Origin of the sequence: Parabacteroides merdae ATCC 43184 (genome assembly GCF_025151215.1) — a bacterium.
GTDB classification, from domain to species: Bacteria; Bacteroidota; Bacteroidia; order Bacteroidales; family Tannerellaceae; genus Parabacteroides; species Parabacteroides merdae.
In genome coordinates this window covers 1,462,551-1,486,742 of sequence record NZ_CP102286.1, presented here as the reverse complement: position 1 = coordinate 1,486,742, position 24,192 = coordinate 1,462,551, and the positions used below count along the sequence as shown (strand labels likewise).

At 43.3% G+C, this 24,192-nt stretch carries 25 protein-coding genes; 22 read left to right on the top strand and 3 right to left on the bottom strand.

What is annotated here, in order from left to right; genetic code table 11:
• Window position 1: 1 nt before the first annotated feature.
• From NQ542_RS06085 to NQ542_RS06020, 15 genes are all read left to right on the top strand, one after another.
• A complete protein-coding gene (locus NQ542_RS06085) occupies window positions 2-1,318 on the top strand; it encodes a UDP-glucose dehydrogenase family protein (protein ID WP_005638287.1) in 1,317 nt (438 codons plus the stop codon).
• The gene (locus NQ542_RS06080) at window positions 1,299-2,366 is read left to right on the top strand and encodes a glycosyltransferase (RefSeq protein ID WP_005638286.1); all 1,068 of its coding nucleotides are present in this window, start codon (window positions 1,299-1,301) and stop codon (window positions 2,364-2,366) included. The genes NQ542_RS06085 and NQ542_RS06080 overlap by 20 nt, the downstream gene beginning before the upstream one ends.
• A gap of 568 nt (window positions 2,367-2,934) precedes the next feature.
• Window positions 2,935-4,134 (top strand): glycosyltransferase, encoded by a 1,200-nt coding sequence (locus tag NQ542_RS06075; RefSeq protein ID WP_005638284.1) that lies wholly within the window; start codon window positions 2,935-2,937, stop codon window positions 4,132-4,134.
• Between the two features lies 1 nt (window position 4,135).
• Entirely contained in the window at window positions 4,136-4,876 is a 741-nt protein-coding gene (locus NQ542_RS06070; RefSeq protein WP_005638283.1) for a glycosyltransferase family 32 protein, read from the top strand.
• A 92-nt stretch (window positions 4,877-4,968) separates the two neighbouring features.
• Window positions 4,969-5,976 (top strand): EpsG family protein, encoded by a 1,008-nt coding sequence (locus NQ542_RS06065; protein ID WP_227945665.1) that lies wholly within the window; start codon window positions 4,969-4,971, stop codon window positions 5,974-5,976.
• Window positions 5,973-6,890, top strand: a complete 918-nt coding sequence (locus tag NQ542_RS06060) for a glycosyltransferase family 2 protein (RefSeq protein WP_005638281.1) — start codon at window positions 5,973-5,975, stop codon at window positions 6,888-6,890. The genes NQ542_RS06065 and NQ542_RS06060 overlap by 4 nt, the downstream gene beginning before the upstream one ends.
• The gene (locus NQ542_RS06055; RefSeq protein ID WP_005638280.1) at window positions 6,887-7,441 is read left to right on the top strand and encodes a serine O-acetyltransferase; all 555 of its coding nucleotides are present in this window, start codon (window positions 6,887-6,889) and stop codon (window positions 7,439-7,441) included. Before NQ542_RS06060 ends, NQ542_RS06055 begins: the two co-directional genes overlap by 4 nt.
• Window positions 7,438-8,499, top strand: a complete 1,062-nt coding sequence (locus NQ542_RS06050; protein ID WP_005638279.1) for a glycosyltransferase — start codon at window positions 7,438-7,440, stop codon at window positions 8,497-8,499. The genes NQ542_RS06055 and NQ542_RS06050 overlap by 4 nt, the downstream gene beginning before the upstream one ends.
• Window positions 8,500-8,644: 145 nt before the next feature.
• The gene (locus tag NQ542_RS17935; protein WP_005638277.1) at window positions 8,645-9,496 is read left to right on the top strand and encodes an acyltransferase family protein; all 852 of its coding nucleotides are present in this window, start codon (window positions 8,645-8,647) and stop codon (window positions 9,494-9,496) included.
• 121 nt (window positions 9,497-9,617) lie between these two features.
• Complete coding sequence (locus tag NQ542_RS06045) at window positions 9,618-10,745, top strand: glycosyltransferase family 4 protein (protein WP_005638276.1); 1,128 nt, start codon at window positions 9,618-9,620, stop codon at window positions 10,743-10,745.
• 10 nt (window positions 10,746-10,755) lie between these two features.
• On the top strand, window positions 10,756-11,364 hold the full coding sequence (locus NQ542_RS06040; RefSeq protein WP_005638275.1) for a sugar transferase: 609 nt from the start codon (window positions 10,756-10,758) through the stop codon (window positions 11,362-11,364).
• Window positions 11,365-11,377: 13 nt separating this feature from the next.
• Entirely contained in the window at window positions 11,378-12,490 is a 1,113-nt protein-coding gene (locus NQ542_RS06035; protein WP_005648862.1) for a glycosyltransferase family 4 protein, read from the top strand.
• Window positions 12,480-13,445 (top strand): ATP-grasp domain-containing protein, encoded by a 966-nt coding sequence (locus NQ542_RS06030; RefSeq protein WP_005638272.1) that lies wholly within the window; start codon window positions 12,480-12,482, stop codon window positions 13,443-13,445. Before NQ542_RS06035 ends, NQ542_RS06030 begins: the two co-directional genes overlap by 11 nt.
• Entirely contained in the window at window positions 13,435-14,085 is a 651-nt protein-coding gene (locus tag NQ542_RS06025) for an HAD family hydrolase (protein ID WP_005638271.1), read from the top strand. Before NQ542_RS06030 ends, NQ542_RS06025 begins: the two co-directional genes overlap by 11 nt.
• 18 nt (window positions 14,086-14,103) lie before the next feature.
• Window positions 14,104-15,348, top strand: a complete 1,245-nt coding sequence (locus tag NQ542_RS06020) for a DegT/DnrJ/EryC1/StrS family aminotransferase (protein ID WP_005638270.1) — start codon at window positions 14,104-14,106, stop codon at window positions 15,346-15,348.
• 136 nt (window positions 15,349-15,484) lie between these two features.
• Here the strand turns inward: NQ542_RS06020 and NQ542_RS06015 are convergent, their stop codons facing one another.
• The 3 genes from NQ542_RS06015 to NQ542_RS06005 all read right to left on the bottom strand — a co-directional run bounded on the left by NQ542_RS06015 (window position 15,485) and on the right by NQ542_RS06005 (window position 16,811).
• Complete coding sequence (locus NQ542_RS06015; protein WP_005638269.1) at window positions 15,485-15,775, bottom strand: hypothetical protein; 291 nt, start codon at window positions 15,773-15,775, stop codon at window positions 15,485-15,487.
• Between the two features lie 3 nt (window positions 15,776-15,778).
• Window positions 15,779-16,246 carry a glycoside hydrolase family 73 protein gene (locus NQ542_RS06010; protein WP_005638267.1) on the bottom strand — a complete coding sequence of 156 codons (468 nt, stop codon included), beginning with the start codon at window positions 16,244-16,246 and terminating at the stop codon, window positions 15,779-15,781.
• 106 nt (window positions 16,247-16,352) lie between these two features.
• Window positions 16,353-16,811, bottom strand: coding sequence for an HU family DNA-binding protein (locus tag NQ542_RS06005; RefSeq protein WP_005638266.1), 459 nt, complete (start codon window positions 16,809-16,811; stop codon window positions 16,353-16,355).
• A 356-nt stretch (window positions 16,812-17,167) separates the two neighbouring features.
• Here NQ542_RS06005 and NQ542_RS06000 point away from each other — a divergent pair, with 356 nt between their 5' ends.
• From NQ542_RS06000 to NQ542_RS05970, 7 genes are all read left to right on the top strand, one after another.
• Window positions 17,168-17,635 (top strand): hypothetical protein, encoded by a 468-nt coding sequence (locus tag NQ542_RS06000; RefSeq protein ID WP_005638265.1) that lies wholly within the window; start codon window positions 17,168-17,170, stop codon window positions 17,633-17,635.
• Window positions 17,636-17,960: 325 nt separating this feature from the next.
• Window positions 17,961-18,467 carry a hypothetical protein gene (locus NQ542_RS05995; RefSeq protein ID WP_005638263.1) on the top strand — a complete coding sequence of 169 codons (507 nt, stop codon included), beginning with the start codon at window positions 17,961-17,963 and terminating at the stop codon, window positions 18,465-18,467.
• A complete protein-coding gene (locus NQ542_RS05990) occupies window positions 18,464-19,855 on the top strand; it encodes a replicative DNA helicase (RefSeq protein ID WP_005638262.1) in 1,392 nt (463 codons plus the stop codon). Before NQ542_RS05995 ends, NQ542_RS05990 begins: the two co-directional genes overlap by 4 nt.
• Window positions 19,852-21,063 (top strand): DNA primase, encoded by a 1,212-nt coding sequence (locus NQ542_RS05985; protein WP_005638261.1) that lies wholly within the window; start codon window positions 19,852-19,854, stop codon window positions 21,061-21,063. Before NQ542_RS05990 ends, NQ542_RS05985 begins: the two co-directional genes overlap by 4 nt.
• Window positions 21,060-21,302 carry a DUF4248 domain-containing protein gene (locus NQ542_RS05980; RefSeq protein WP_005638259.1) on the top strand — a complete coding sequence of 81 codons (243 nt, stop codon included), beginning with the start codon at window positions 21,060-21,062 and terminating at the stop codon, window positions 21,300-21,302. Before NQ542_RS05985 ends, NQ542_RS05980 begins: the two co-directional genes overlap by 4 nt.
• A gap of 9 nt (window positions 21,303-21,311) precedes the next feature.
• Entirely contained in the window at window positions 21,312-22,856 is a 1,545-nt protein-coding gene (locus NQ542_RS05975; protein ID WP_005638258.1) for a YjbH domain-containing protein, read from the top strand.
• A gap of 79 nt (window positions 22,857-22,935) precedes the next feature.
• Entirely contained in the window at window positions 22,936-24,174 is a 1,239-nt protein-coding gene (locus NQ542_RS05970; protein ID WP_227945664.1) for a carboxypeptidase-like regulatory domain-containing protein, read from the top strand.
• The last annotated feature ends 18 nt before the right edge of the window (window positions 24,175-24,192 follow it).

Below are 24,192 nucleotides of genomic sequence, written 5' to 3'. Positions count from 1 at the left end.
GATGAAAATAGCGATAATGGGAACCGGATATGTCGGTTTAGTGAGTGGTACTTGTTTTGCAGAAATGGGAGTTGATGTTACTTGTGTTGATATTGATGCAAATAAGATTCAGAATCTTAAGAATGGAATTGTTCCTATTTATGAACCAGGTTTAGAAGATATGGTAAAGCGTAATATTCAAAATAATACTTTACACTTTTCTACAGACTTAGGTGAATGTTTACATGATGTAGATATTGTGTTTAGTGCGGTAGGAACTCCACCAGATGAAGATGGTAGTGCCGATTTGTCATACGTATTGGATGTTGCTCGCTCTGTCGGTCAGATGATGGATCATTATTTGGTCTTGGTCACTAAAAGTACGGTTCCTGTCGGTACAGCTCAAAAAGTTAAAACTGTTGTTCAAGAAGAATTAGATAAACGTGGGGTAGATATAGACTTTGATGTCGCTTCTAATCCTGAATTTTTAAAAGAAGGGGCGGCAATTAAAGATTTTATGAGTCCGGATCGGGTTGTTATCGGAGTTGATAGCGAGCGTGCTAAAATTGTATTGGAACGTTTGTATCGTCCCTTTTTGTTGAATAGTTATCGTATTATTTTCATGGATATCCCTTCGGCTGAGATGACTAAATATGCAGCAAATGCAATGCTAGCAACTCGTATCAGTTTTATGAATGATATATCTAATCTTTGTGATTTGGTGGGTGCAAATGTAAATTCTGTTCGAAAGGGGATTGGGGCTGATGTTCGTATTGGAAATAAGTTTCTTTACTCTGGTTGTGGATATGGAGGAAGTTGTTTTCCGAAAGATGTGAAGGCCCTTTTGAAAACAGGTGAAGAGTATGGCTATGAAATGTCAGTTATTAAAGGTGTGGAAAAAGTTAATGAAAGACAGAAGCATCTTTTGTTTGACAAATTGAAGAAATACTTTGGATATGACGAGCTGCGTGGAATGACAGTTGCTTTATGGGGATTGGCGTTTAAACCGGAGACGGACGATATGCGTGAGGCACCAGCTTTAGTTCTGATTCGTGATTTGGTCGATGCTGGATGTTTTGTACGTGTCTATGATCCTATTGCCATGAATGAAGGTAAGCGTCGTTTAGGTGGTCTTGTTTATTATGCGAGTGATTTGTATGATGCTTTAGATAGTGCTTCTGCATTAATGTTGGTGACAGAATGGAAAGCATTTCGCTTGCCAGCTTGGAATGTAGTGAGCAAAGTGATGTCTCATCCTTTGATTTTGGATGGACGGAATATCTATAATCGAGAAGAATTAGAAGCAATGGGCTTTGTGTATGAGGGAATCGGGCAATAAAGAACCATTAGTTTCTGTAATAGTTCCTATTTATAACGTGGTAGATTTTATAAATAGAGGGATAGAATTCTTATTTAAACAAGATTTTACGGATTTTGAAGTTCTATTGATTGACGATGGCTCTACAGATGGAAGTGGAAGAATCTGTGACTTTTGGGCTGAAAAGAAAGAGAATATCAGGGTTTTTCATAAAGAGAACGAAGGGGCAGGTAGTGCACGGAATGTTGGTATATTAAATGCTTATGGGAAGTATCTTTATTTTTTCGATATTGATGATGAGCCTGATCCAGAACTTCTCTCTTACAATGTGAGAATAATGGAAGAAAAGGAGGTTGATTATATCTTATTTGGCTTTCGTGTCATTACTCCTTCATTGAATAATCTTTGTGACGAAATCAGATTTGACGAAAAAGAAATATGTTCAAATGAGGATTTGCGTGCTGTTTATGTGGATACTTTCGTATTGAGTCGACATGGAAATGGATTTCCGTGGAATAAGTTCTACCGTAGATCTTTTTTATTGAAATATAATCTTTTTTTTGAAAATCAGCGTATACAACAAGATGAGGTCTTCAATCTGAACCTTTATTTTTATCTTCAAAAAGCGTATATATCTCCGAAAATATTATATACATATTATATATATGATAAGGGTAACACGCGTGTTCGATTCATTCCGGATAGGTTTGATATATATCTTTCTGTATATGATCATTTTAAATCTTTGAAAACATATTGGCAATTGATTGATCCCCGTTTTGATGATTATTTGTATCATCGTTTTTATTATAGTGTCAAACAATGTCTTAGTTTCAATATGTTTCATCAAGATTGTACTTGGACGTTGGAGGAGAAAAAGAAGGAATTGTATCGAATCATTTCTAATCCTATCACAAAGGAAGTGTTTTGCTACATGAAAGATCATGAGCGTTTTAGTTTGGAAGGACTATTGTATCAATCTGTTTATATAAGCGGTAATTTGAAATTATTGAGAGTGTATATATCTGTTTTATCATTATTAAGAAGAATAAAAAATGTCATTTGTTAGTGTGATAATGCCCGTATATAATGAGGTATGTGTAGAAAAAGTAATTGAATTTTATTAGGATTTGTTGTTTATTAATTACTAATATATAGTTGGTTATCTGGCTGTTATTAGGATTAATAATTGAAAGATTCGTGAATTAAAATCATTTATTTCAAAACAAGCGGTTTATATTCCATGTGAAATAAATTATATAGGAGATTAATAGTGGAGCATTTTTTTATATAGTTACATAAGATAGAATTTTGGATCGGTCATATCTACTTATTGGGAAGAATATTTTGAATTGATGTGCTACTGTCAAAGGTTTTTAATAGATATGGTAATTAAATACTATATTTGTGTTAATTATTCTGAATTTGGAATGTGGTATAATTCCATATTTATCTCTTATGTGTAAAAAAACAAATGTGATAAAATGTTGAATAATATATAGTTAATAATGAAATGTTCAGAAATGTATTGTCAAGGGAATGTTGTAATTCTTTTCCAATCTATTATAAATGTTTGTATTGGACGATTCAATTGAAGTTTTTGTATGTGACAAGGGTATTGTTAAAAGTAAAATAGAATGAAGCAACGTATCTTCATAGCTATCCATTACCTAGAAATAGGGGGAGCAGAACGTAGTCTTTTAGGGTTACTTAATGCGTTAGATGTCGCTTTGTATGATATAGATTTGTTTATCTATAGCCATCAAGGTGAATTTATGCGTATGATACCGAAAAAAATACGTTTATTACCAGAAATACCCCAATATGCGGCATTGGAACGTCCGCTCAAGGAGATAGTCAAAAATGGGCATTGGAAAATTGCTTTTGCACGGTTAAGGGCGAAGTGGTTGTGTTGGAGATATATGAAGCGTTCCAAGCAAACAGAAGGTTCTGCTATTTTCCAATATGTGGCGGACTATACGATTGGGTTGCTACCCTCTTTATATCGGTATGGGGTGTATGATTTGGCTATTAGTTTTTTGAGTCCTCATAATATCGTATTGGAGAAAGTTCAAGCTAAAAAGAAAATTGCTTGGATTCATACGGATTATTCGGCTATACAAGTTGACAAGGAGCGTGAATTGAAAGTTTGGGGACGATATGATTATATTGCGTCTATTTCGGAAAATGTTACACAAACATTCTTGCAGGTTTTCCCAGAGGTAAAGGAAAAGATTTTCTTGATTGAGAATATCCTTTCTCCTGCTTTTGTTCGTGAACAAGCTGTGTTGTTGGACGTTTCGGATGAAATGAAAATATTGGAAGGAGAGATTAGGCTTTGTTCGGTGGGACGTTTTTCTTTTGCAAAAAATTTCGACAATGTCCCTTTGATTTGTAAATCTATTGTGGAAAAGGGAATACGGGTGAAGTGGTTTTTAATCGGTTTTGGTGGTGATGAGCAATTGATACGAGATCGGATAACAGAAGCTAAGATGGAGGATTATGTTTTCCTTTTAGGAAAAAAAGAGAACCCTTATCCCTATATGAAAACTTGTGACATATATATTCAGCCTTCTCGTTACGAGGGGAAAGCTGTGACGGTTCGTGAAGCTCAAATGCTTTGTAAACCGGTTGTTATAACCAATTTTCCTACTGCTTGTAGTCAATTAACTGACGGAGTAGATGGAATAATCGTTCCATTGGAGAACGAAGCATGTGCTGAGGGGATTGTAAAGGTAATTAAGGATCATGAATTGAGGCAATCGTTGATCGCTTATTTGCAAGCGCATGATTATGGAAATGAAGTGGAAGTCGAAAAAATTTATCACTTAAAATAATATGATACCTAAAATAATTCATTATTGTTGGTTTGGGCATAATCCATTGCCTAATTCGGCAATCAAGTGTATTAATAGCTGGAAAAAGTTTTTTCCTGATTATGAAATTAGGGAATGGAATGAAGATAATTTTGATGTAGAGAGTATCCCTTATACAGCAGAGGCGTACCGTATAAAGAAATATGCTTTTGTGAGTGATTATGCTCGCTTTTGGGTGTTATATCATCATGGAGGACTCTATTTCGATACAGACGTAGAGGTTATCAAGCCGATGGACGATATTATCGAACGAGGTCCCTTCATGGGTGTGGAAGTTCCTTGCAAGGTAGGTTTTGAACCTGAGGTTAATCCTGGGCTAGGGCTTGGGGTTAATCCAGGTCTTAGACTTTACAAATCGATATTGGATTATTACGGAGCACTCCATTTTGTTGATGTAGGTGGAAATATAATTCCGGGCACTGTCGTTAAACATACGACGGATGTGTTAGTTCGTTATGGCTTGTGTTTTACAGACGAAATACAAGAAGTAGCCGGCGTTTGGATTTATCCGCAGGATTATTTTAATCCGCTTGATGATGCTACGGGACGTCTGAATATTACAAAGAATACGCGAAGTATTCATTGGTATAGTAAAACATGGGTAGACAATTATGGTCCTGTTCGGATTAAAATCACTCGTTGGATCCATCGAATTTTTGGTGTAAATTCTTTGAAATGGTTGAAAAAGCTAATTCATAAATAAGCATGTTCCCTCCTCAATATTATTATCCTGTATATATCTATCTTATTTTAATATGGTCGTTTGTTCAATATTTTGAATGTTCAAAGAAAAATGTGTCGACATTATTGAATTATAGGAGGAAAAGTGCAGCTATTACCCTGTTTGCTATTTTATTTATTGTTTTTGTGGGATTGCGTCCCATTTCTTGGCATTATTTTGGAGATACGGTGAATTATGCACAGACATTCTATGCTTATCAAAATGGAATTATGTCTTATGACCCTGATTCTTCGGAATGGCTGTTTAATGGGTTGATGGCTTCTTGCGCTAAAGTAATGGATGTGCAGTTTTTCTTTTTGATTATAGAAATAGGATATGTCGGGTTAATGCTATGGGCTTGTAGACGGTTGATATCCAATAATGTAACTGTTGCTATGCTCTTTTGTTTCGGTGCTTTCTCTTTTTTTACATATGGGGTGAATGGTATTCGCAACGGTTTGGCTTGTAGTTTGATGTTATTGGCTTTTTCTTATATCAATGGAAAGACAAGGGAGAAAGTCGTGGCTGGAATTTTATCTTTTGCTGCATATAATATTCATCATTCTACTGCATTGCCGATTCTCTGTATGGTCGTTTCTTTGTACTATCGAAATACAAAAATGATATATTTGTTTTGGTTGGGATCTATCGTTATCAGTGCTGTGGCCAGTAGCTTTGTGGAATCTATTTTTACTGGGTTGGGATTTGATGATCGGCTGGATGGTTACCTCCATAATATGGAAGATGATTATATGTTTAGTCATACTGGTTTCCGTTGGGATTTCCTTCTTTATAGTGCGATGCCGATGTGGTTAGGATGGTATGTGGTTCTGAAGAGGAAAATTTTTAATAGCCAGTATTTGTTGTTGTTGCATACATACGTTTTGGCTAATGCTTTTTGGGTAATGTTGATTCGGGCATCTTATTCAAATCGATTTGCTTATTTGTCTTGGTTCATGTACCCAGTTGTTTTGGCGTATCCCTTGTTGACATTGCCGATTTGGAAAGATCAAGGGAAAAAGGTTGGAATGATATTGGTGGGGCATATATTATTTACTTACTTAATGTGGATCAGAGGATGATTGGGAAAAAAATGTTGACAGTATTTACTCCGGCTTATAATCGGGCGCATACGATTGGGCGAACGTATGAAAGTCTATGTCGACAGACTTGTCAGGATTTTGAGTGGTTGGTTATAGATGATGGATCTTCCGACCATACGAAAGAATTGGTAGAAGGTTGGATAAAGGAAAATAAGATACCAATCCGCTATATTTACCAAAATAATCAAGGAATGCACGGAGCACATAATACAGCATATAGAAATATTCATACAGAGTTGAATACTTGTATCGATTCGGATGACTATATGCCGGATGATGCAGTGGAAAAAATTATTTCGTTCTGGAATCAATATGGATCGGATAAATATGCGGGATTTATAGGATTGGATAGAGCGGATAGTGGTGATATTATAGGGACAGTTTTCCCTGAAAATGTAAAAGAAACAACTCTATTAGGATATTATGAGCATGGAGGAAAAGGTGATAAGAAATTGGTTTATCGTACTGATGTGATAACTAAATATCCGGAGTATCCGATTTTTGATGGAGAAAAATATGTAGGATTGGCATATAAATATTATTTAATAGATCAAGATTATACATTGTTGACTTGTAATGATGTTTTTTGTATAGTTGAATATCAAACGGATGGTTCCAGTATGAATATGTATAAACAATATTGGAGAAATCCGAAAGGATTTGTTTTTTATAGGAAAGTCCGTATGCGATTGGTTTCTTCTTATAAACGAAGATTTATAGAATGTGTGCATTATGTTTCAAGTTCTATAATTGCAAAAAATATTTCCTTTATAAAGGAATCTCCTTGTAAGTGGACAACTTTAATGGCTCTTCCTGGGGGTATATTGCTTTATTGTTTGATTCGTTACAAAGTGAAACGAACAGCTTATATGAATATAAAAGGTCTTCTATGAATGAAATAATAAAAAGCGATTTGTATCGATATGTTGGAAAAACTAATAGTTCTTTATTGGTACAGTTACGATATTTCTTTTTTACTCCTGGTTTTAGATATATTTATTTTTTTCGCAAGGGATCCCTTGCGAGAAGACGTATTATACGTCTTCTCTGGCATTTTTTTATGAGAATGTGCATGTATAGAACTGGTATACAAATCCCGTTAGGAACAAGAATTGGTGAAGGATTTAGAATTGTTCATTTTGGTCATATTGTAATTAATCCAAATACAAAAATTGGAAAAAATTTCAATATTAGTCAGGGATGTTTAATTGGAAATTCACAAGGAAAGCATGCGGGGACCCCTATCATTGGTGATAACGTTTGTATGAATGCAAATTCAATTATTATAGGGGGAGTAAGTATTGGAAATAATGTTTTGATTGCTCCGGGAGCTTTTATTAATTTCGATGTGCCGGATAATTCCATTGTCATTGGTAATCCAGGTAAAATTGTAGAAAGAGGAGAATCTCCCACTTCTAAATATATAGTAAATCCGATATTATGAGAATCCTTCAAGTAATTACTTCTCTTCATATAGGTGGTGCAGAAAAACTAATCGTAGATATGGTTCCTTTGTATCAAGAACTTGGATACCAAGTAGATGTCCTGTTGTTTGATGGTACGGAAACGCCTTTTAAAAGGCAATTACAAGACAAGGGAGTGACCATTTATGAATTAGGTAAGGGTGGATCAGTGTATAATCCGTTATATATATTCAGATTGATTCCTTTTTTGCGTAAGTATGATATTGTACATACACATAATACGGCCTGTCAGTTATTTGCTGCTATTGGCAGCGTGTTATGCTCGGTGGTGCTTGTCACCACCGAGCATAACACTTCCAATCGAAGACGTGATTGGAAGTGTTATAAATTATTAGATAAGTGGATGTATAGTAGGTATAGGTCTATAATTTGTATTTCTGATAAAGCACATGAAAATCTTTGTCATTATTTAGGGACAAGTAAATCTATCAAAACAATTTATAATGGGATCGATTTGATGCGTTTCCAAGAGGTGCAGGCAGATGCATCTTTCCGTAATGGTAAAACAGTGGTTACGATGGTGGCTGGTTTCCGCTATCAGAAAGATCAGGATACATTAATAAAGGCTTTTCAGTATTTGCCGACTGAGCAGTATGAGTTATGGTTGGTGGGAGATGGGGAAAGGCGTTCTACGTTGGAAGATTTGGTAAGCCGGTTAGGTATTTTGGAAAATGTTCGTTTTTGGGGGATTCGGAGCGATATTCCGGTTCTTTTGAAATCGTCCGATATAATTGTAATGTCTTCTCATTTTGAAGGTTTGTCTTTATCAAGCATAGAAGGAATGGCAGTTGATAGGCCTTTTATAGCGAGTGACGTAGATGGCTTGCATGAGATAACAAAAAATGCCGGCATCCTTTTTCCGCATGGTGATGCAAAAGCTCTGGCAAATATCATTTTAAGACTGAAAGAAGAACCGTATTATCGGCAAATAGCAGATCGGTGCCAGCAGAGAGCTTCTAAGTATGATATACGGAAGACGGTGACTGCTTATCTGGAAATATATAAACAGTTGGTATGATGTCAATACGTGAAACCACAATTCTAAAAGGTGTGGCGATACTTTTTATGCTTTATCTGCATTTATTTAATCAAATGGCGAATGTGAATTTATGCACGACTTATTTATCAATAAGAGGTGTTCCTTTTGTGCATTTGTTTAGTCGATGTACTGGTCCGGTTCCTTTTACCTTATTTTGAGTGGATATGGCTTGTATATTTCTTCCAAGAGTGGAAGAAAACAAAATTCATTGAAAAGAATTTTGAAACTTTATGTTCATTATTGGATTACTTTGATTCTTTTTATTCCTTTAGGATGTAGGGTGATAGGCAGTCAAGTATATCCTGGTTCTTTTTCTAAGTTTTTAGAAAATGTAACAGGTTGGAATACTTCGTATAATGGGGAAATATGGTTTTTGTTTCCGTATGTTTTATTGACTATTTCTTCACCATTCTTGTTTCATATATTGAACAAGATGAGGCTTTTATCTGTATTTATAGTTACAGGTACACTCTACTTATTGGCTTATGTATTGATTCATTTATTTGGTCAATCTTATTTGTATTCGCATCAGTTGGCTTATATGCCGGTGTTGTATATGAGTTTACTTTTCCCTTTTATGTTGGGAGCCATGTTAGTAAAATACGATATTATTAATAAATGTAAATTGTGGAGGTGTAAATCCTTGTTTATCCTATTGTTACTAATGGTTGTCAGGATGTATTTGGAGACAGGGGTATTTCATGTACTTTATTCCGTTGCGTTTATTGTTTTGTTTGTGCAAATAAAAAGACCAGTTTGGTTAGATACCTTTTTATATGAGATGGGATGCCGTTCCACTTCCATGTGGTTTGTTCATACTTATTTCTGTTATTATCTGTTCAAGGATTTTATCTATGGTTTTAAATATCCATTGTTGATTTTTAGTGTCTTATTGGTGGTTAGTTATCTTTTCGCCTTAGTGATAGACCGGATTTATCAGCCACTTCAACAATTAATAACACAAAAATGGAGATAATATTACATAAAATTAATATCTGTAGTGGGTTTTTGAATATGGGATTGATTCGAAAGGAGAGCGCAGGCTATTTGAACTTAATTATTGATCATAAGTGCTTAATTTTTAATGGTAAATAACCATGCTGAAACTCATCCGTACCTCTACCATTCCAGCCTCCCTTGAAAACCTTTTGAAAGGGCAACTCAAAATGCTTTCCAAGTATTATAATGTGCTTGCAGTCTCTTCTCCGGGAGACGATATGGAAACAATAGAAGAACGGGAAGGTGTACGTACAATCGCTATCCCGATGGAACGGCGTATCTCTTTGATAAAAGATTTTATTTCATTAATCAGGTTGATAGTTCTCTTTGCTAAGGAACGGCCAGATATGGTGCATTCCATTACGCCGAAAGCTGGATTACTGTCTATGTTGGCTGCTTGGATTACACGGGTTCCCGTCCGTATGCATACGTTTACAGGATTGGTATTTCCTACGGCTACAGGGAAGATGCAGAAGTTGCTGATTGCGATGGATCGCCTGACTTGTTTCTGTGCAACGCACATCAATCCGGAAGGGGAAGGGGTAAAGCGGGATTTGGTCAATTACAATATTACATCTAAACCTCTTCATATTATTGCTAATGGTAATGTGAACGGGATCGATCTTGAATATTTTGACAAGACCCCGGAGGTCGTGGAAAAGGCTTGCTCTTATAAAAAAGAAGGAACTTTTACTTTCTGTTTTGTCGGGCGTATGGTGAGAGATAAGGGGATAAACGAATTGGTACATTCTTTTTTGCGATTATATCAAAAAGATGAACGGGTGCGTCTGTTATTAGTCGGGCCTTTCGAAAAAGAATTGGATCCGGTTCTGCCGGAGGTGGAAGAACATATCTTGCACCATCCGGGGATTTGCTATATGGGGTATCAAAATGATGTTCGTCCTTTCTTAGTGGCTTCGGATGCGTTGGTGTTTCCCAGTTATCGAGAGGGATTCCCGAATGTGGTCATACAGGCAGGTGCTATGGGACTTCCGGCTATTGTGACAGATATAAACGGATGTAATGAGATTGTCTTGCCGGATCTGAACGGGGTGATCATTCCTTCGAAAGATGAACAAGCGTTATATGAATCGATGAAATATTTTGCTTCCCATCCGGTGGAAGTGGAAAGGATGGCTGCCAATGCTCGTCCGCTGATCGCTTCCCGTTATGAACAGCGGATAGTGTGGAATGCATTGTTGGATGAATACAAGTCTATAATTTAAGGGGTAATCCATGTATAAGTATTTTTTTAAGCGATTGATTGATTTTATCATCGTCTTTTGTGTATTGGTCGTGATTTGGCCGATATTGTTGATTATTACCTTGTGGCTGCATTTTGCCAACAAGGGAGCCGGTGCATTCTTTGCACAGGAACGGCCCGGTAAAGGGGGAAAAGTGTTTAAGGTGATCAAGTTCAAAACTATGACGGATGAACGGGATGCTGACGGTAATTTACTTCCTGATGCGGATCGGTTGACGAACGTAGGGCGTTTTGTCCGTTCGACTTCGATCGATGAGTTGCCCCAATTGATAAATGTCTTGAAAGGGGATATGGCGTTGATTGGACCTCGTCCTTTATTGGTTCAATATCTGCCATTATATAGTAAGGAGCAGGCGCGTCGTCATGACGTGCGACCGGGTATTACCGGATGGGCACAGGTGAACGGACGTAATGCAATTAGTTGGACGAAGAAATTCGAACTGGATGTTTGGTATGTGGATCATTGTTCGTTTTGGCTGGATGTGAAGATCATCTTTTTGACGATAAAGAAAGTGTTTGTCCGGGAAGGTATTTCACAAGAGGGACAGGCTACGATGGAATTTTTTACAGGGAATAATTGATTAATTTAATGTTATGAAGATATTATTATTGTTATCTCGTTGTGATCAAACAGGGATGACTACGCACACTTTAGACTTGGGAAGAGCTTTGGTAAGTTTAGGACATCGTGTTACACTATTGGTTGGGCGGAGGAAGAAAAATTTGCCGGAATCAGAAATATTATATCAAAAATTTTTGGAAGTGGGTGTTCAAGTTGTTTCTTTTCGTGAAGCGATTAATAATTCTTTACATTTGAAAATAATATCTTTTTTGGATGTGCTATTTTTTATTATTTGGCATCGGTTTGATATAATTCATATTCAGTCTCCATATTTGTCTTTCATGCCTTGGCTTTTGCATAAAAAGTTTGTTTCGACATTGCATGTAAATGATTTGATTCGTTGTTTTTATTATAAGAATGCAACTCACTTGATTGCGATAAGTAGGGAAACTAAAGATTATGCAAGAAGAATTTTTGGTTATAATGATAAGGATATTACAATCGTAAATCATGGAGTATCTTCATCTTTTGCAACTTTATTATCAGCGGAGCAGAAAAATGAAGAGAAACTGAAACGGAATTTACCTGTCGATAAATTGATTATAGGCTTGGTTGGAAGTATAGAAAAAAGAAAAGGACATGATGTTTTACTAAATGCTATAGCATTGTTGCCTAAAGAACTTTTGGCAACAATTCATATAGTATTTTTAGGAAGTTCAAAGGATGGTAAAACAAAGGAGTGGTTGGATACTTTAATTGAAAAGACAAATATGGAAGGAAGAGTTTCAAGGTTTGAGTATCAATCTTCTGATATTTTCTATAAACTATTTGATGTGTTTGTCCTTCCCTCTCGCTTAGAAGGATTTCCTGTAGTTGTTATAGAGGCTATGTCTAGTGGTTGTTGTTGCGTCCGAAGTAATGTAGAAGGAGCTTATGACCAAATTGATGATGGAAAAACGGGATTTCTTTTTGAGAATGAGAATGTAGAACAATTAAGTTCGATTTTAAAGTTTTTGATTGAAAATCCAGATAGAAGAACGGAAGTAGCCAAAGCTGGGCGTGAAAAAGCATTGAAAGAATTTACATCAGAAGTGATGGCTAAAAAAACAATAGACGTATATAAAAAGGTAATAAATGAATACTAATATCTTAATCACCTCCGCCGGAAAGCGGGTTACACTGACAAAGCAGTTTCAAGAAACATTGAGACGTTTTTATCCAGAAGCGAAGGTGTTCACGACAGATATGAATCCTGCGATGGCTCCTGCCGGGATTGTTTCAGACGGATGTATAGCTGTACCGAGGGTAACCGATTCCGGTTATATAGAAATGTTGCTGACAATATGTAAAGAAAAAGGAATTCGGATTATTGTGCCGACTATCGATACCGAGTTGCTGGTTTTGGCGGAGAATAAGGAACTGTTTCAAGAGAATGGGATAGAACCGATGGTATCGGAATTGCCTTTCATACAAGCTTGCCGGGATAAGCGGAATACCGGTACATTCTTGAATAGCCATGATATTCGCGTTCCGGCTCCAGTGGATAAATACCATCCGACTTTTCCACTTTTCGCCAAACCATATGATGGTTCCTTAAGTAAGGATCTGTATGTCGTGAGGGGTAAGGAGGAACTGACATCGGAAATATTGAATCATCCGAAGTTGATTTTTATGGAATATATCGACAAACAGGAATACAAGGAATTTACGGTCGATATGTATTATGGCAAGGATAATAGAGTGAAGGCTATCGTGCCTCGTGAAAGGATAGAGATCCGTGCCGGTGAGATCAATAAGGGATTTACCCGTAAAAACTATCTGGTTCGGTTTTTGAAAGAACGGCTGGACTATTTGCCGGGTGTGGTTGGCTGTATCTGCATCCAATTGTTTTATAGAGAGTCGGACGATGATGTGGTCGGGATCGAGATCAATCCACGGTTCGGTGGGGGATATCCGCTTTCCTATTATGCGGGAGCCAACTTTCCGGAATATATCGTAAGGGAGTACATGTTGGATGAAACGTTGTCCTATGTGGATACTTGGGCGGACAATACCTTGATGCTCCGGTATGACAGCGAGGTAATCGTATATGAAAAATAAGATTTTCATTTTTGATCTGGATGATACGTTGTATAAGGAAATCGATTTCTTATACTCTGCTTATCGGGAAATTGCCGGATGGATAGAATTGAAGTTTTCTTTGAAAGGGATCTATGCTTTTATGTTGGAAACTTATAAAGAGCAAGCGGATGTTTTTTCTCGTTTGATTGATACTTACGATTTGTCGTTGACGAAAGCTGATTTACTGTCCATCTACAGGTCTCATCGTCCTAATATCCGGTTGGAGCTTGACACCTTGAAAGCATTGGAGGTTTTGAAGCAGGATTTTATACTGGGGATGATCACGGATGGTCGTTCTATCACCCAACGAAATAAGTTCCAGGCATTGGGGCTTGAACAATTTATCGAAAACGAGAACTTGGTTATATCCGAAGAGTTTGGCTCTGAAAAACCATCAGAGAGGAATTTCATGTTTTTTCAGGATAAATATGCTGATGCGGAGTTTGTCTATATCGGGGATAACCTTCGGAAAGATTTTATTACACCTAATAAGTTGGGGTGGAAAACGATCTGCCTGTTGGATGATGGAAGAAATATCCACCGTCAGGACTTTTCCTGTCCGGAAGAGTACCTGCCTAATGTAAAGATACATACTCTGAAAGAATTATTGTCTTTGTAGATTTAATCATAAATTATAATGAACAAACGAATTTATCTTTGCCTTGCCCATATGAGCGGCAAAGAACAGGCTTTTATCCAGGAAGCCTTTGATACCAATTGGGTTGTGCCTTTAGGACCGAATGTGAACGGGTTTGAAGAGGATCTGAAACATTTTGTAGGTAATAATAAAGAAGTCGTTGCCCTTTCCGCCGGTACGGCAGCTGTTCATTTGGCCTTATTGGCTTGTGGTGTGGGACCGGGGGATGAAGTGATTGTGCAGAGTTTTACTTTCTGTGCATCTTCGCACCCGGTGACCTATCTGGGGGCTACTCCGGTATTTGTTGATTCGGAGGCGGATACTTGGAATATGGACCCGGTGTTATTGGAAGAGGCTATCAAAGACCGCATTGCCAAGACAGGTAAAAAGCCAAAGGCGATCGTTCCGGTTTATCTGTACGGGATGCCAGCGAAGATTGAGGAGATCATGGCGATTGCCGACAGATATGATATTCCGGTTATCGAAGATGCTGCCGAAGGGCTGGGAAGCCGGTATGACGGACAGGTTTGCGGTACGTTCGGACGATACGGGGTGCTTTCGTTCAACGGCAACAAGATGATCACTACTTCAGGTGGTGGGGCTTTGATCTGTCCGGACGAAGAAACGAAAAAGAAGATCATGTTCTATGCTACGCAGGCCCGTGAGTCTTATCCTTATTATCAGCATGAGGAGATCGGCTACAACTATCGTATGTCGAATATCTGTGCCGGTATCGGACGTGGCCAGATGACGGTGTTGGATGAACATATCGCCCACCATCAGCATACCTGCCAACTCTATAAGGAACTGCTTGCCGGAGTGGAAGGGATCGTATTGCACGAGAATCCATCTTCCCGTTTCGACAGTAACTATTGGCTGAATACGATCCTGCTCGATCCGTCCTTGCATGTGAAAGGCGAGGAACATGCCTACGAAACGGCTGTTCAGGGAGCGGTAGGAGGCGCAGCCGGTGTGACACACGTTGCTTCTTCCTTGCATACCGACTCGGAACCGAACCGGAATGTGGAAGCCATGCGTATGGCATTGGATGCTGTCGGCATCGAATCTCGTCCGTTATGGAAACCGATGCATTTGCAACCTGTATATAAGAACAATCCCCGTTATGTGAACGGAGTGAGCGAATCTTTGTTCAAACAAGGACTTTGCTTGCCGAGTGGCCCGTGTGTGACGGACGAGGATGTAGCTTATATCGTGCAGGAGATCAAAAATTCGGTGAAGAAATAATAGATTGTGAACTTTCCAAGACTTCTATAATGCAAAAGCACAACGTTTGTGGAACACTTTGGAGCGGGAAATAATATTCCGCAATGCATCGCAATATATTGAAAGTCTTGGAAAGCAGTTTCGTGCTGTAGCCCCTTTATCCCGCCAGCACCTTATAAAGACTCCCGATCCCTCCTGCCAGCATCAGGGTGTAGCCGGAGAGGCCGAGCCAGTCGGCTTCGGGGGGTGGGGAGAGAGGAGGGAGAGAATCGCTCCGAGAGCGGCGAGGGTTACTTCCGTTTCCCCTCTCCACAGGGAGAGGAGGGATAGGAGGCTCAGGCAGAGGATAAGGACAAAGGTCGTCACCGGCAACCGGGCGTTTGCGCCGGGGAAAGATGATCCGGGCGAGGGTGGTGAGGAAGCTGAGGATGGTTTCAAGGACGTTCATGATTTATGAATTATGATTTATGGGGTGGGGAATGAGTTTACTGATTTTTCTGCAAACCTTGACCAACAACGCTTGATAGGCGGCACGGTTGTCGCCGTTGACTTCGCTGATGTATTTGCTGTAGGCGATCTTGCGGGCGAAGGCTTTCGGGTCGTCGCTGACGTCGGCGGCGAACGGGTAGACCGAACGGATCAGGCGGGCGTAGTCCATGAACGAGTCTCCGGGACTGTCGTAGGTACGGAAACGGAGGGAATGGGCGCCCAACTCGATGCTTGCGCCTTTCCACCAGACGTTGGAGCGGCCGTAGGCGGTGAGGCCGAAATAGTTGTGATGCTCGCTGGCGAGATCACTTTGTCCCCAGCCCGACTCGATAGCCGCTTGTGCCAGGATAACCACCGGATTGATCCGGAATGCTTCCCCCGCCTTTCGGGCGAGGGGAAGGAGGGAGGAAAAAAATTCGCTTTGCTTCATTTTTTTTAGTTGAAAGGTGATTTTTTAGTTGAAAGGTGAAAGTTGAAAGTTGAAAGTTGAAAAATAGCAACGTGGAGTTACTTCCACCTTTCAACTTTCACTTGATTTACAGTTCTCCCGGGCGATCATCCGTGCCACCGCCACCGCCGGCCGATTCGCTGGAGGCGTCCTTTTTCGGGACGTAGCGTTCGAAGGAGACGTTGTTGACGAGGTTGATCAGCATCGTGCCGGGGTAAAAGACGATGTGGGCACGGTTGAACAGGGCGGTGGTGAAACCGTCGACGGTGGCCGAACCTTTGCTGCCGGCAACCATACGGAAGCTGCCGAATTCGCCCAAGTGAACCGATTCGCCGTCGGAAAGGGCTTCGTTCATGACTTTGATCAGGCCGTCGAGCACCAAGATGATCTCACCGCGGCTGGCGGTACAGATGTTTTCGATACGGGTACAGATCTTGTTCAGCGTCAGTTTTTTCGTGATGCTGGTCTGTGCATGATAAAGAGTTGCGCCTGAGGCTGCGTCTTTGCTCATGTCTTTGCGTTTGACGAGAGTGTAAATTAATGGCATAGGGATTGAAAAATTAAAAGTTAAAAATTAAAAGATTGAAAATTAGGGAGATGTCCCTTTTGACTATACAAAGATACGGCAGGGAAAAAACGCAAAGTCGATTAGAGTCGATTAGAGTCGAATAGAGTCGATTAATCTTTCGTATATTTGCATCCGATTGTTCAGTTTCAAAACACCGGTGTTTTGAAAACGAAACATAGGTGTTTTAAAATCAAAACATATATGTTTTGAAAGGAAGGGAAAAAAGGAAGAATGTCATATAATACTACGGTCTGAAAAACATTAGAATTAATGAAAGATCAAAAAAACAAAAGGGAAAATTTCATGAAGGATTTCCTAAGATGTGATAAAAAAAAGTGAGGGCGATAACGGGTAAATATCTGTCTTTTCCGCTTCTGCAGGATTATATCGCCAACTTGAAGGCGGACCGGGAGGTGGAGTTGTTTGCACTCGCTTTCCTGTTCAAAGGGTTGAGGGGTGAGAAAAACGAATCGTGGAATCGTTTGGCGGATCGTTTTTTCAAAGTTTACAGTGACGAGTTGTACCGCTATTGCGGCTACGAGACGGAAACTCCGGGGTTTGCCCGGGTATGGGTGGCCCGTCCCGACTTGTTCATGGTCTATATGGGGGCGATGATGAGGGCCGGCATTATCGAGGACTGCTCGTTCGCCCGGATGGCCGGTCATGTGGACCGCATCTTCGACACGGGAAATACGGAAAACACCGTTTTGAACAAGTTGAAGGAGCAACTTCCGGAGGCCGATTCGATCGTGGACGGAATGAAAGCGGAATTTAAGAATTTCAAATCACGTAATAAAAAATAAACCGATCGGCGGTATTATATGGCTTCTTTTTAAAGGGTGAAAGGAATTGAAATTCTGCATAAAATAGTTTTTTTTAATAATGGATTTGACTCTACCTTTGTGATGGCTGAAAGTTGAAGATCGCTCTTCTGAAAAAAATGCGAAAATCGCTTTTTATAATTAGTTATAAGAAGTATGTTTTAGTTATTATATATTAGGGAACGGACAGGGCAAATGGACACCTGCTGTCTATTTGCTGTCGTAAATATTTGTTTATTAATCCGTTCGGACCGATTTGCAAAACGACAAGCCATAACAAATTTATTCATTATTAAATCCATCTATTATGGATCAGAATTTAAACAACGAAAGGATTGTGGGATTCCTGGGACAGTCATATGTCCTCATTCCGCGAAAAGTGTTGGAGATGTTATTTCGTGGCGAAGGCCGGGAAAGATCGGTCGGCATGGTGTACTTGGCTTTGTTCTCGGAAGTGTTTTTCAAGGACGGGAAGGTTTTTTTGAACAAGCGTTATTATGTCTGTAAGCGCGGCGAGTTTGTCGGACAATGTGAAGAACTGGCGAAAAGATGCGGGATGTGTACGAAAACTCTGAACCGAAGTCTTGTTTGGTTGCAAGAAAAGGATTTGATCGGACTGAAGCGACTTAACGGCGGGATTCGTGTTTGTGTCTGCGGATACGATTCGATCATGGGGATCCGTCGTAAGGAAGCAGGGAAGGATGCGCCGGAGCAATCCGCTTTCCTCTCCCTGGAAGAGGCCGAACGCCGTATGGGCGGACGAAGCATGCAGTTCGATTGTTGTACCGCAGACGGGGAAGGAGGCTTGCAATGATGAACGGTGAAGAAACGGACGGAGGAATCTCTTTGGGCGATATGGAAAAGGCGTTGGTCTGCCTGTTGATGACCTCGATGGAAGCGCCGGTGCAGGCGGAGTCTGCAGGGCTGACTCAGGAAATGTTTGCGGATGCTTCGTTGGGATTCGTCTATGAAGTGATCATGAAAATTTATGCAACGGGGGTACGGCCGGACATGGTGCTGGTGGAACGCGGAATGCGCGAAGCGGACGAGGAACTGGCTGCCAAGCTGGGCGGTTTGTCGTTCCTGTTGCCCTACATGCTGAATGTGCGCCACGCCGGGAACGTGGCGGCCTATGTGGAAGGAATCAAGAAACAATATAAGCTGAGATGCCTCGTCACGTTGTTCGGGACGATGGCGTTCAAGGCTGGCAAGGTATCGTCCGTCCCGGAGGAACTGGTCGACGAGGCGGAGCGCCTTCTGATGCAGTTCCGCCAGAAGACGGCCGAGGGCGCTCCGGTGCGTACGATCGGCGAACTGGCTGCCGAGGCGGTGTCCTGGCATTATCGCCGCTTTGGCGGTGAGCTGGAGGCCGAACAGGTGAAGAGCGGGCTTGCCGAGTTCGATTATGTGACCGGAGGGTTCCACAATACGGAGCTGACGATCGTCGCCGGACGGCCGAGCGACGGGAAGACGGCGGTGACGTTGCAGATGGCCCTGAACGCGGCGCGTGCCGGGAAATCGGTCTGCTTCTTCAGCCTGGAGATGTCGAGCCTGCAAATGTTGAACCGTGTGCTGGCAGGGATGACGGACGTGAACCCGGATCACCTGCGCATCAACAAGCCGACCGGACGCGAGTTGGGACAGTTGGAAGAGGCTGCCCTCCGGTTGAAGGACTTGCCTTTCTATCTCGACTATACGGTAGGGGCTACCGTCGAGCAGATACGGGCGAAAGTGCTGCTGCAATGCCGCCTGGGAAAATGCGACCTGGTGGTCGTGGACTACCTGCACCTTCTCGGCGGCGACCGCCGGAAGGGGGAGACACAGGAACAGATGGTGGGACGGAATGTAAGGGCGTTGAAGCAACTGGCGTTGGACAGCAATTGTCCGGTGCTGACGGTTTCGCAGATGAATCGTGCCTGCGAGGCGCGTGCCGACAAAGCGTATCTGCCGGTGATGAGCGACCTGCGCGATTCGGGGACGATCGAGCAGGTGGCGGATTGCGTGGCGTTCATCTACCGTCCCGAACGCTATGGCTTCACCCGCGACGAAAAGACGGGGCATAGCCTGGTGGGGGTCGGCAAGATCTATATCGCGAAGAACCGTAACGGTTCGACGGGGATCGCCCGTTTCCGGTACAACCCTTCGTTCACCCGTATCACGGACTATATACAGCCTGGTACGCAAACCTCTTTAGGGTTATGACGAAGCAAGAGATACAAGAACTGAAAGCCTCCCTGTCGATCAGGGAGGTGATCGGGCGTTATACGAAACTGAACCGTGTCGGTCGCCGATGGATGGGGCTTTGCCCGTTCCACGGGGATCGGCATCCTTCCCTTTCCGTCAATGAGGAGAAGGGGAGCTTTGTTTGCTATGCTTGCGGAGAGAGGGGAGATGTGTTCGCCTTTGTCAGCAAGATCGAGAACGTCGGCTTTGTCGAGGCGGCGAACAAATTGTCGATTGACAGTGGACAGTTGGCTATTGAAGGGAAAGACAATAAGGAGGCGAGGTTGTTGCCGGAACGGTTGGCAATCAAGGAGAAAAAAGAAAATAGCGACGCGGAGCAATTGCCCGTTGTCAATTCTCAATTGTCAATTGAAAACGAAGCTTTCCTGGCTTTGTTGTTGCCCGCGGGTAGCGGATGTTCGGAACTGACGCCTACCTGGTTGGATTTCGGGGTGGGGCAGTCGCCCTGTCTGGTTCCCGAGCGCTGGAAGGCGATGCGGAACCGGTTGGTGTTCCCTGTGCGCGATGAGGAGGGCCGGTTGGCCGGGTTTGCCGCGCGGAGGTTGTCGGACGAAGATCGGGATAAACCGAAATATGTCAATTCGGAAACGGGCGGGCTGTATCGGAAAAGTGAACTGTTGTACGGGTTGTATGAGGCACGGGAGGCGATCCGCCGGGAGGGGAGCGTCTTTCTGGTGGAAGGATATAAGGATGTGCTGGCGATGCATGCGGCGGGATTTAGGCATACGGTGGCGTTGTGCGGGACGGCGCTTTGTACGGGGCACATTGCTTTGTTGAAACGATATACGACATCTGTCCGTGTGATGCTGGATGCCGACAAGGCGGGGCGCAAGGCGGCGGATGCGATTGTCCCGGTACTTGCTGGCGAAGGGATGGAGGCGGTGAGGATCGGGCTGCCGGAAGGGGACGATCCGGACTCGCTCTTTCGCCGGCTGGGGAGAGAGGCGTTTGCCGCTTACGTCCGTGAGGCGGTGCGGCAGACCCGGCCTTCGGAAGAACAGGTGTTGCTCGGACGCATCCGGAAAGGCATCGGGCTTTTGTCCGGTGTGGCGGAAGCGGAGAAACGGGAACGCTTGTTACGGGTGCTGGAGGATTGCCTGACGCAGTTGAAGGGCTTGTCCGTCGGTGCTTGCCGTCCGGCGACAATGGACTGGAGGTGGGTATGACCGGGACGTCGGATGATGAAGAAGGAAAATGGAAAAACCGTTCCACCACGCTCCGGAGGCTGGGACGGCAATATAGCCCGGATGTCACGCCCGAAGTGGCTTCCAGGCGCTTGAAACAGTGGATCGTCGGCAATCCCGTCCTGCTCGGACTCTTGCACGAGAACGGCTGGACGGCTTCGCGGCGGGTGCTGACGCCAAAGCAGGTGGAACAGATTGTGCGGGTCCTTGGGGAACCTTGAAAACAGAATATGAAACATAAAATAATAAAGAAAACCCTATTGACAATCGGCATTTCATTGTCGATTGTCAATTCTCATTTGTCAATCGCCCAACGCTCGTTGGGTGTTTCCGGTCTGCTGAACATCCCTTCGGCCGATATGCAGGAGGACGGTACGTTCATGGCAGGAGGCAATTACCTGCCTCAGGAGATGCTGCCTCAGGAGTGGGGATATAATTCGGGAAACTATTTCGTGAACCTGACGTTCCTGCCGTTTATGGAGGTGGCCTACCGGTGCACGTTGCTGAAGGTCGAGAGTACCGGCAAATGGAACCAGGACCGTTCGGTCTCCCTGCGTCTGCGTCCGTTGAAGGAGGGGAAATGGTGGCCGTCGGTCGTGATCGGTTCGAATGACTTGCTGACGACCGGCGAATTGAATCCTTTCCTGGATTCGGGCGGAAATCGTTATTTCTCTTCCGTCTATGCGGTCGGGACGAAACATTTCGGTTTCTACGGCCATGATATCGGCGTGACGGTGGGAGGGCATGTGCCGTTTCGCAGCAGGAGCGAGAACAAGGGGGTGTTCGGCGGGGTGAGCTACCGTCCGGCGTTCCTGAAGCCGCTTGAGGTGATGGCGGAATATGACTCGAAGGTGGTGAACATGGGAGTGTCGGCACGGCTGTTCGACCATTTTTCCTTGTATGCCTATTGCTACGATTTCAAGACGGTGGCGGGTGGAATCCGGTATGAGCTGACGCCCCGTCAGCGTGTGTTTAACCCCGACGAGGTCCGTATGCCCTGGGACGGACGGGTGGAGCTGGTGCTGTATCCGCAGATCTCGCTGAGCAATTCGTGGCTGGACAAGATATACGGGGCGGTGATCAATATCGCTCCGGCGGTGGAGGCGCGGCTTTGGAAAGGGGCGGCTTTCACGGGGCAGGTGATCCTGCCGGTTTGGAACAATATGGTCGGGCAGATGGACTATATCCGGGCCGGGGTGCTGACCTTGAGTCAAGAGTTCGGATTGCCCGGAGGGGCGTTCGGACGGGTGACGGTCGGCAACTTCACGAACAACCGGATGGGGGCGGACCTGAAACTGCGCTATGCGACGCCGGACGACCGTTGGATGTTCGGCTTGGAAGGCGGTGTGACCGGATCGTCCACCTTCTACGAGGGCAAATGGCAGGTGTCGAATTGGAAGCGGGTGAGCGGGGCGGCGGAGGTTCGTTTCCGCGAAAGGCATTTCAATATGGATTTCAACTTGGGCGTGCACCGGTATATCTATGGCGACTATGGGGTGCGGGTGGACTGCATCCGCCATTTCGGACGGACGACGGCCGGCTTGTATGCCATGTACACGGGGGGCGAGGCGAACGGCGGTTTCCATTTTGCCGTCCCGTTGCCGCAATGGGGCAAGTCGCGCAAGGTGAGGGTGCGCCTGCCGGAATATTACCAGATGGAATATTCGGGACAGAGCGGCCTTGAATATTTCCGCCGGAAACTCGGACAGGACTACGAGACTCGGCCGGATGAGAGCAATAGTGTTCCTTATGATAGGAGGAGGGATGATTTATAATTTATGAATTATTGCTGAAAAGAGAGATGGGGGATGAATATTGTATAATAAATAATATAATGTTTTATTTTTAATGAGTATGAAAAAGAAAAATTTCTGGAGCGCAGTGCTGGCTATGGGCTTGGCTGCGACATTGAGTGTGGGATTTGTAGGATGTAGCGATGATGACGAACCGACACCTGAAATCGTGACCGATAATCCATTGGATAAGGAGGTCTACTATATCGCAGGTAAGGTGACGGAAGGAGGCAAGTCGCTGGAAGGTGTCGAGGTCAGCACGTCGGGCAAATCGGTCAAGACGGCTGCCGACGGGACGTACCAGTTGGCGATGGACAAGGTCGGAACCTATGTTGTGACGTTTGCAAAGGATGGATATGTGACAGTTACAGCCGATGCGGTAATCCTTTCGGGCACGCCGAAACATGGCAGTGTGGCTTTGTCGCAGACATTGACATCTTTGGCTGCTTCGGTGACCGTATCGGCTGATAAGGACGCGGTCGTATATGATGAACGTACTCATGTGGCCGAACTGCATATCCCGGCCGGGGCAGTTCCGGAAGATACCGATATCACGATGACCGAGTATGTGAAAGGGGTAAAAGTGGAAGGCGATCATGCCAGTCTGTCGACTATCAACTGCACGCCTGACGGTCTGGAGTTTGGAAAGGATGTGGAAGTGGTGATCAAGAACACGACCAGCAATGCGATCAGCTTCGCCGACGTGAAGCATTTCGTGGAAGAAGGCAATGACTGGAAAGAAATAGGAACGGCTGATTTTGATGCGGACCGCAACGCTTATGTCTGCTCGTTGGACGGTTTCTCTAACCACTCTTTCGGAACGGTTTATTCGGAATCCGCTGCCGGAAGCTCGACGGAAAACTTGTCTACCGTCACAATCGACAACCTGGGCAAGATGGAAGCTGCCGAGCAGGAAGTGAACGGTAAGCAGAAGATCGGTTGGGAGATCGAAGGTGACCTGAAACAGCAGTTGAGTAGCGCGTTCTCCGCTTTGAGCAGTTCTGATGTTGACAAACTGGCAAGCCAGCTGAACGCGGCTATCACGTCTACCAAAGGTTCGACTGCCGGTGTGGAAGAAATTCCTTTCTCTTTAGGTACGGCCAAGGCTGATGGCGACCAGAAAGTGACGATCGACATGAAGGCCAAGAAGAACCTCTCTTCCTTCTCTGTCAACTTCAACTACCAGGGCCGCGTCGTTCCGTTTAGTGTGAAGGTGGCAACTTATGCCGGTGTAAGCACGACGATCACCAAGGAAGGCGGCGCAAGCCATCCGGGACATTCCGGCGGTGTTATCCAATAAACCGTAATTACTTATTTT

Bases quoted from the DNA above. Each gene is read 5' to 3' on its own strand.
- NQ542_RS06085 (WP_005638287.1), top strand. From the start codon at position 2: ATGAAAATAGCGATAATGGGAACCGGATATGTCGGTTTAGTGAGTGGT.
- NQ542_RS06080 (WP_005638286.1), top strand. From the start codon at position 1,299: ATGAGGGAATCGGGCAATAAAGAACCATTAGTTTCTGTAATAGTTCCT.
- NQ542_RS06075 (WP_005638284.1), top strand. From the start codon at position 2,935: ATGAAGCAACGTATCTTCATAGCTATCCATTACCTAGAAATAGGGGGA.
- NQ542_RS06070 (WP_005638283.1), top strand. From the start codon at position 4,136: ATGATACCTAAAATAATTCATTATTGTTGGTTTGGGCATAATCCATTG.
- NQ542_RS06060 (WP_005638281.1), top strand. From the start codon at position 5,973: ATGATTGGGAAAAAAATGTTGACAGTATTTACTCCGGCTTATAATCGG.
- NQ542_RS06055 (WP_005638280.1), top strand. From the start codon at position 6,887: ATGAATGAAATAATAAAAAGCGATTTGTATCGATATGTTGGAAAAACT.
- NQ542_RS06050 (WP_005638279.1), top strand. From the start codon at position 7,438: ATGAGAATCCTTCAAGTAATTACTTCTCTTCATATAGGTGGTGCAGAA.
- NQ542_RS17935 (WP_005638277.1), top strand. From the start codon at position 8,645: ATGTACTGGTCCGGTTCCTTTTACCTTATTTTGAGTGGATATGGCTTG.
- NQ542_RS06045 (WP_005638276.1), top strand. From the start codon at position 9,618: ATGCTGAAACTCATCCGTACCTCTACCATTCCAGCCTCCCTTGAAAAC.
- NQ542_RS06040 (WP_005638275.1), top strand. From the start codon at position 10,756: ATGTATAAGTATTTTTTTAAGCGATTGATTGATTTTATCATCGTCTTT.
- NQ542_RS06035 (WP_005648862.1), top strand. From the start codon at position 11,378: ATGAAGATATTATTATTGTTATCTCGTTGTGATCAAACAGGGATGACT.
- NQ542_RS06030 (WP_005638272.1), top strand. From the start codon at position 12,480: ATGAATACTAATATCTTAATCACCTCCGCCGGAAAGCGGGTTACACTG.
- NQ542_RS06025 (WP_005638271.1), top strand. From the start codon at position 13,435: ATGAAAAATAAGATTTTCATTTTTGATCTGGATGATACGTTGTATAAG.
- NQ542_RS06020 (WP_005638270.1), top strand. From the start codon at position 14,104: ATGAACAAACGAATTTATCTTTGCCTTGCCCATATGAGCGGCAAAGAA.
- NQ542_RS06015 (WP_005638269.1), bottom strand. From the start codon at position 15,775: ATGAACGTCCTTGAAACCATCCTCAGCTTCCTCACCACCCTCGCCCGG.
- NQ542_RS06010 (WP_005638267.1), bottom strand. From the start codon at position 16,246: ATGAAGCAAAGCGAATTTTTTTCCTCCCTCCTTCCCCTCGCCCGAAAG.
- NQ542_RS06005 (WP_005638266.1), bottom strand. From the start codon at position 16,811: ATGCCATTAATTTACACTCTCGTCAAACGCAAAGACATGAGCAAAGAC.
- NQ542_RS05995 (WP_005638263.1), top strand. From the start codon at position 17,961: ATGGATCAGAATTTAAACAACGAAAGGATTGTGGGATTCCTGGGACAG.
- NQ542_RS05990 (WP_005638262.1), top strand. From the start codon at position 18,464: ATGATGAACGGTGAAGAAACGGACGGAGGAATCTCTTTGGGCGATATG.
- NQ542_RS05985 (WP_005638261.1), top strand. From the start codon at position 19,852: ATGACGAAGCAAGAGATACAAGAACTGAAAGCCTCCCTGTCGATCAGG.
- NQ542_RS05980 (WP_005638259.1), top strand. From the start codon at position 21,060: ATGACCGGGACGTCGGATGATGAAGAAGGAAAATGGAAAAACCGTTCC.
- NQ542_RS05975 (WP_005638258.1), top strand. From the start codon at position 21,312: ATGAAACATAAAATAATAAAGAAAACCCTATTGACAATCGGCATTTCA.
- NQ542_RS05970 (WP_227945664.1), top strand. From the start codon at position 22,936: ATGAAAAAGAAAAATTTCTGGAGCGCAGTGCTGGCTATGGGCTTGGCT.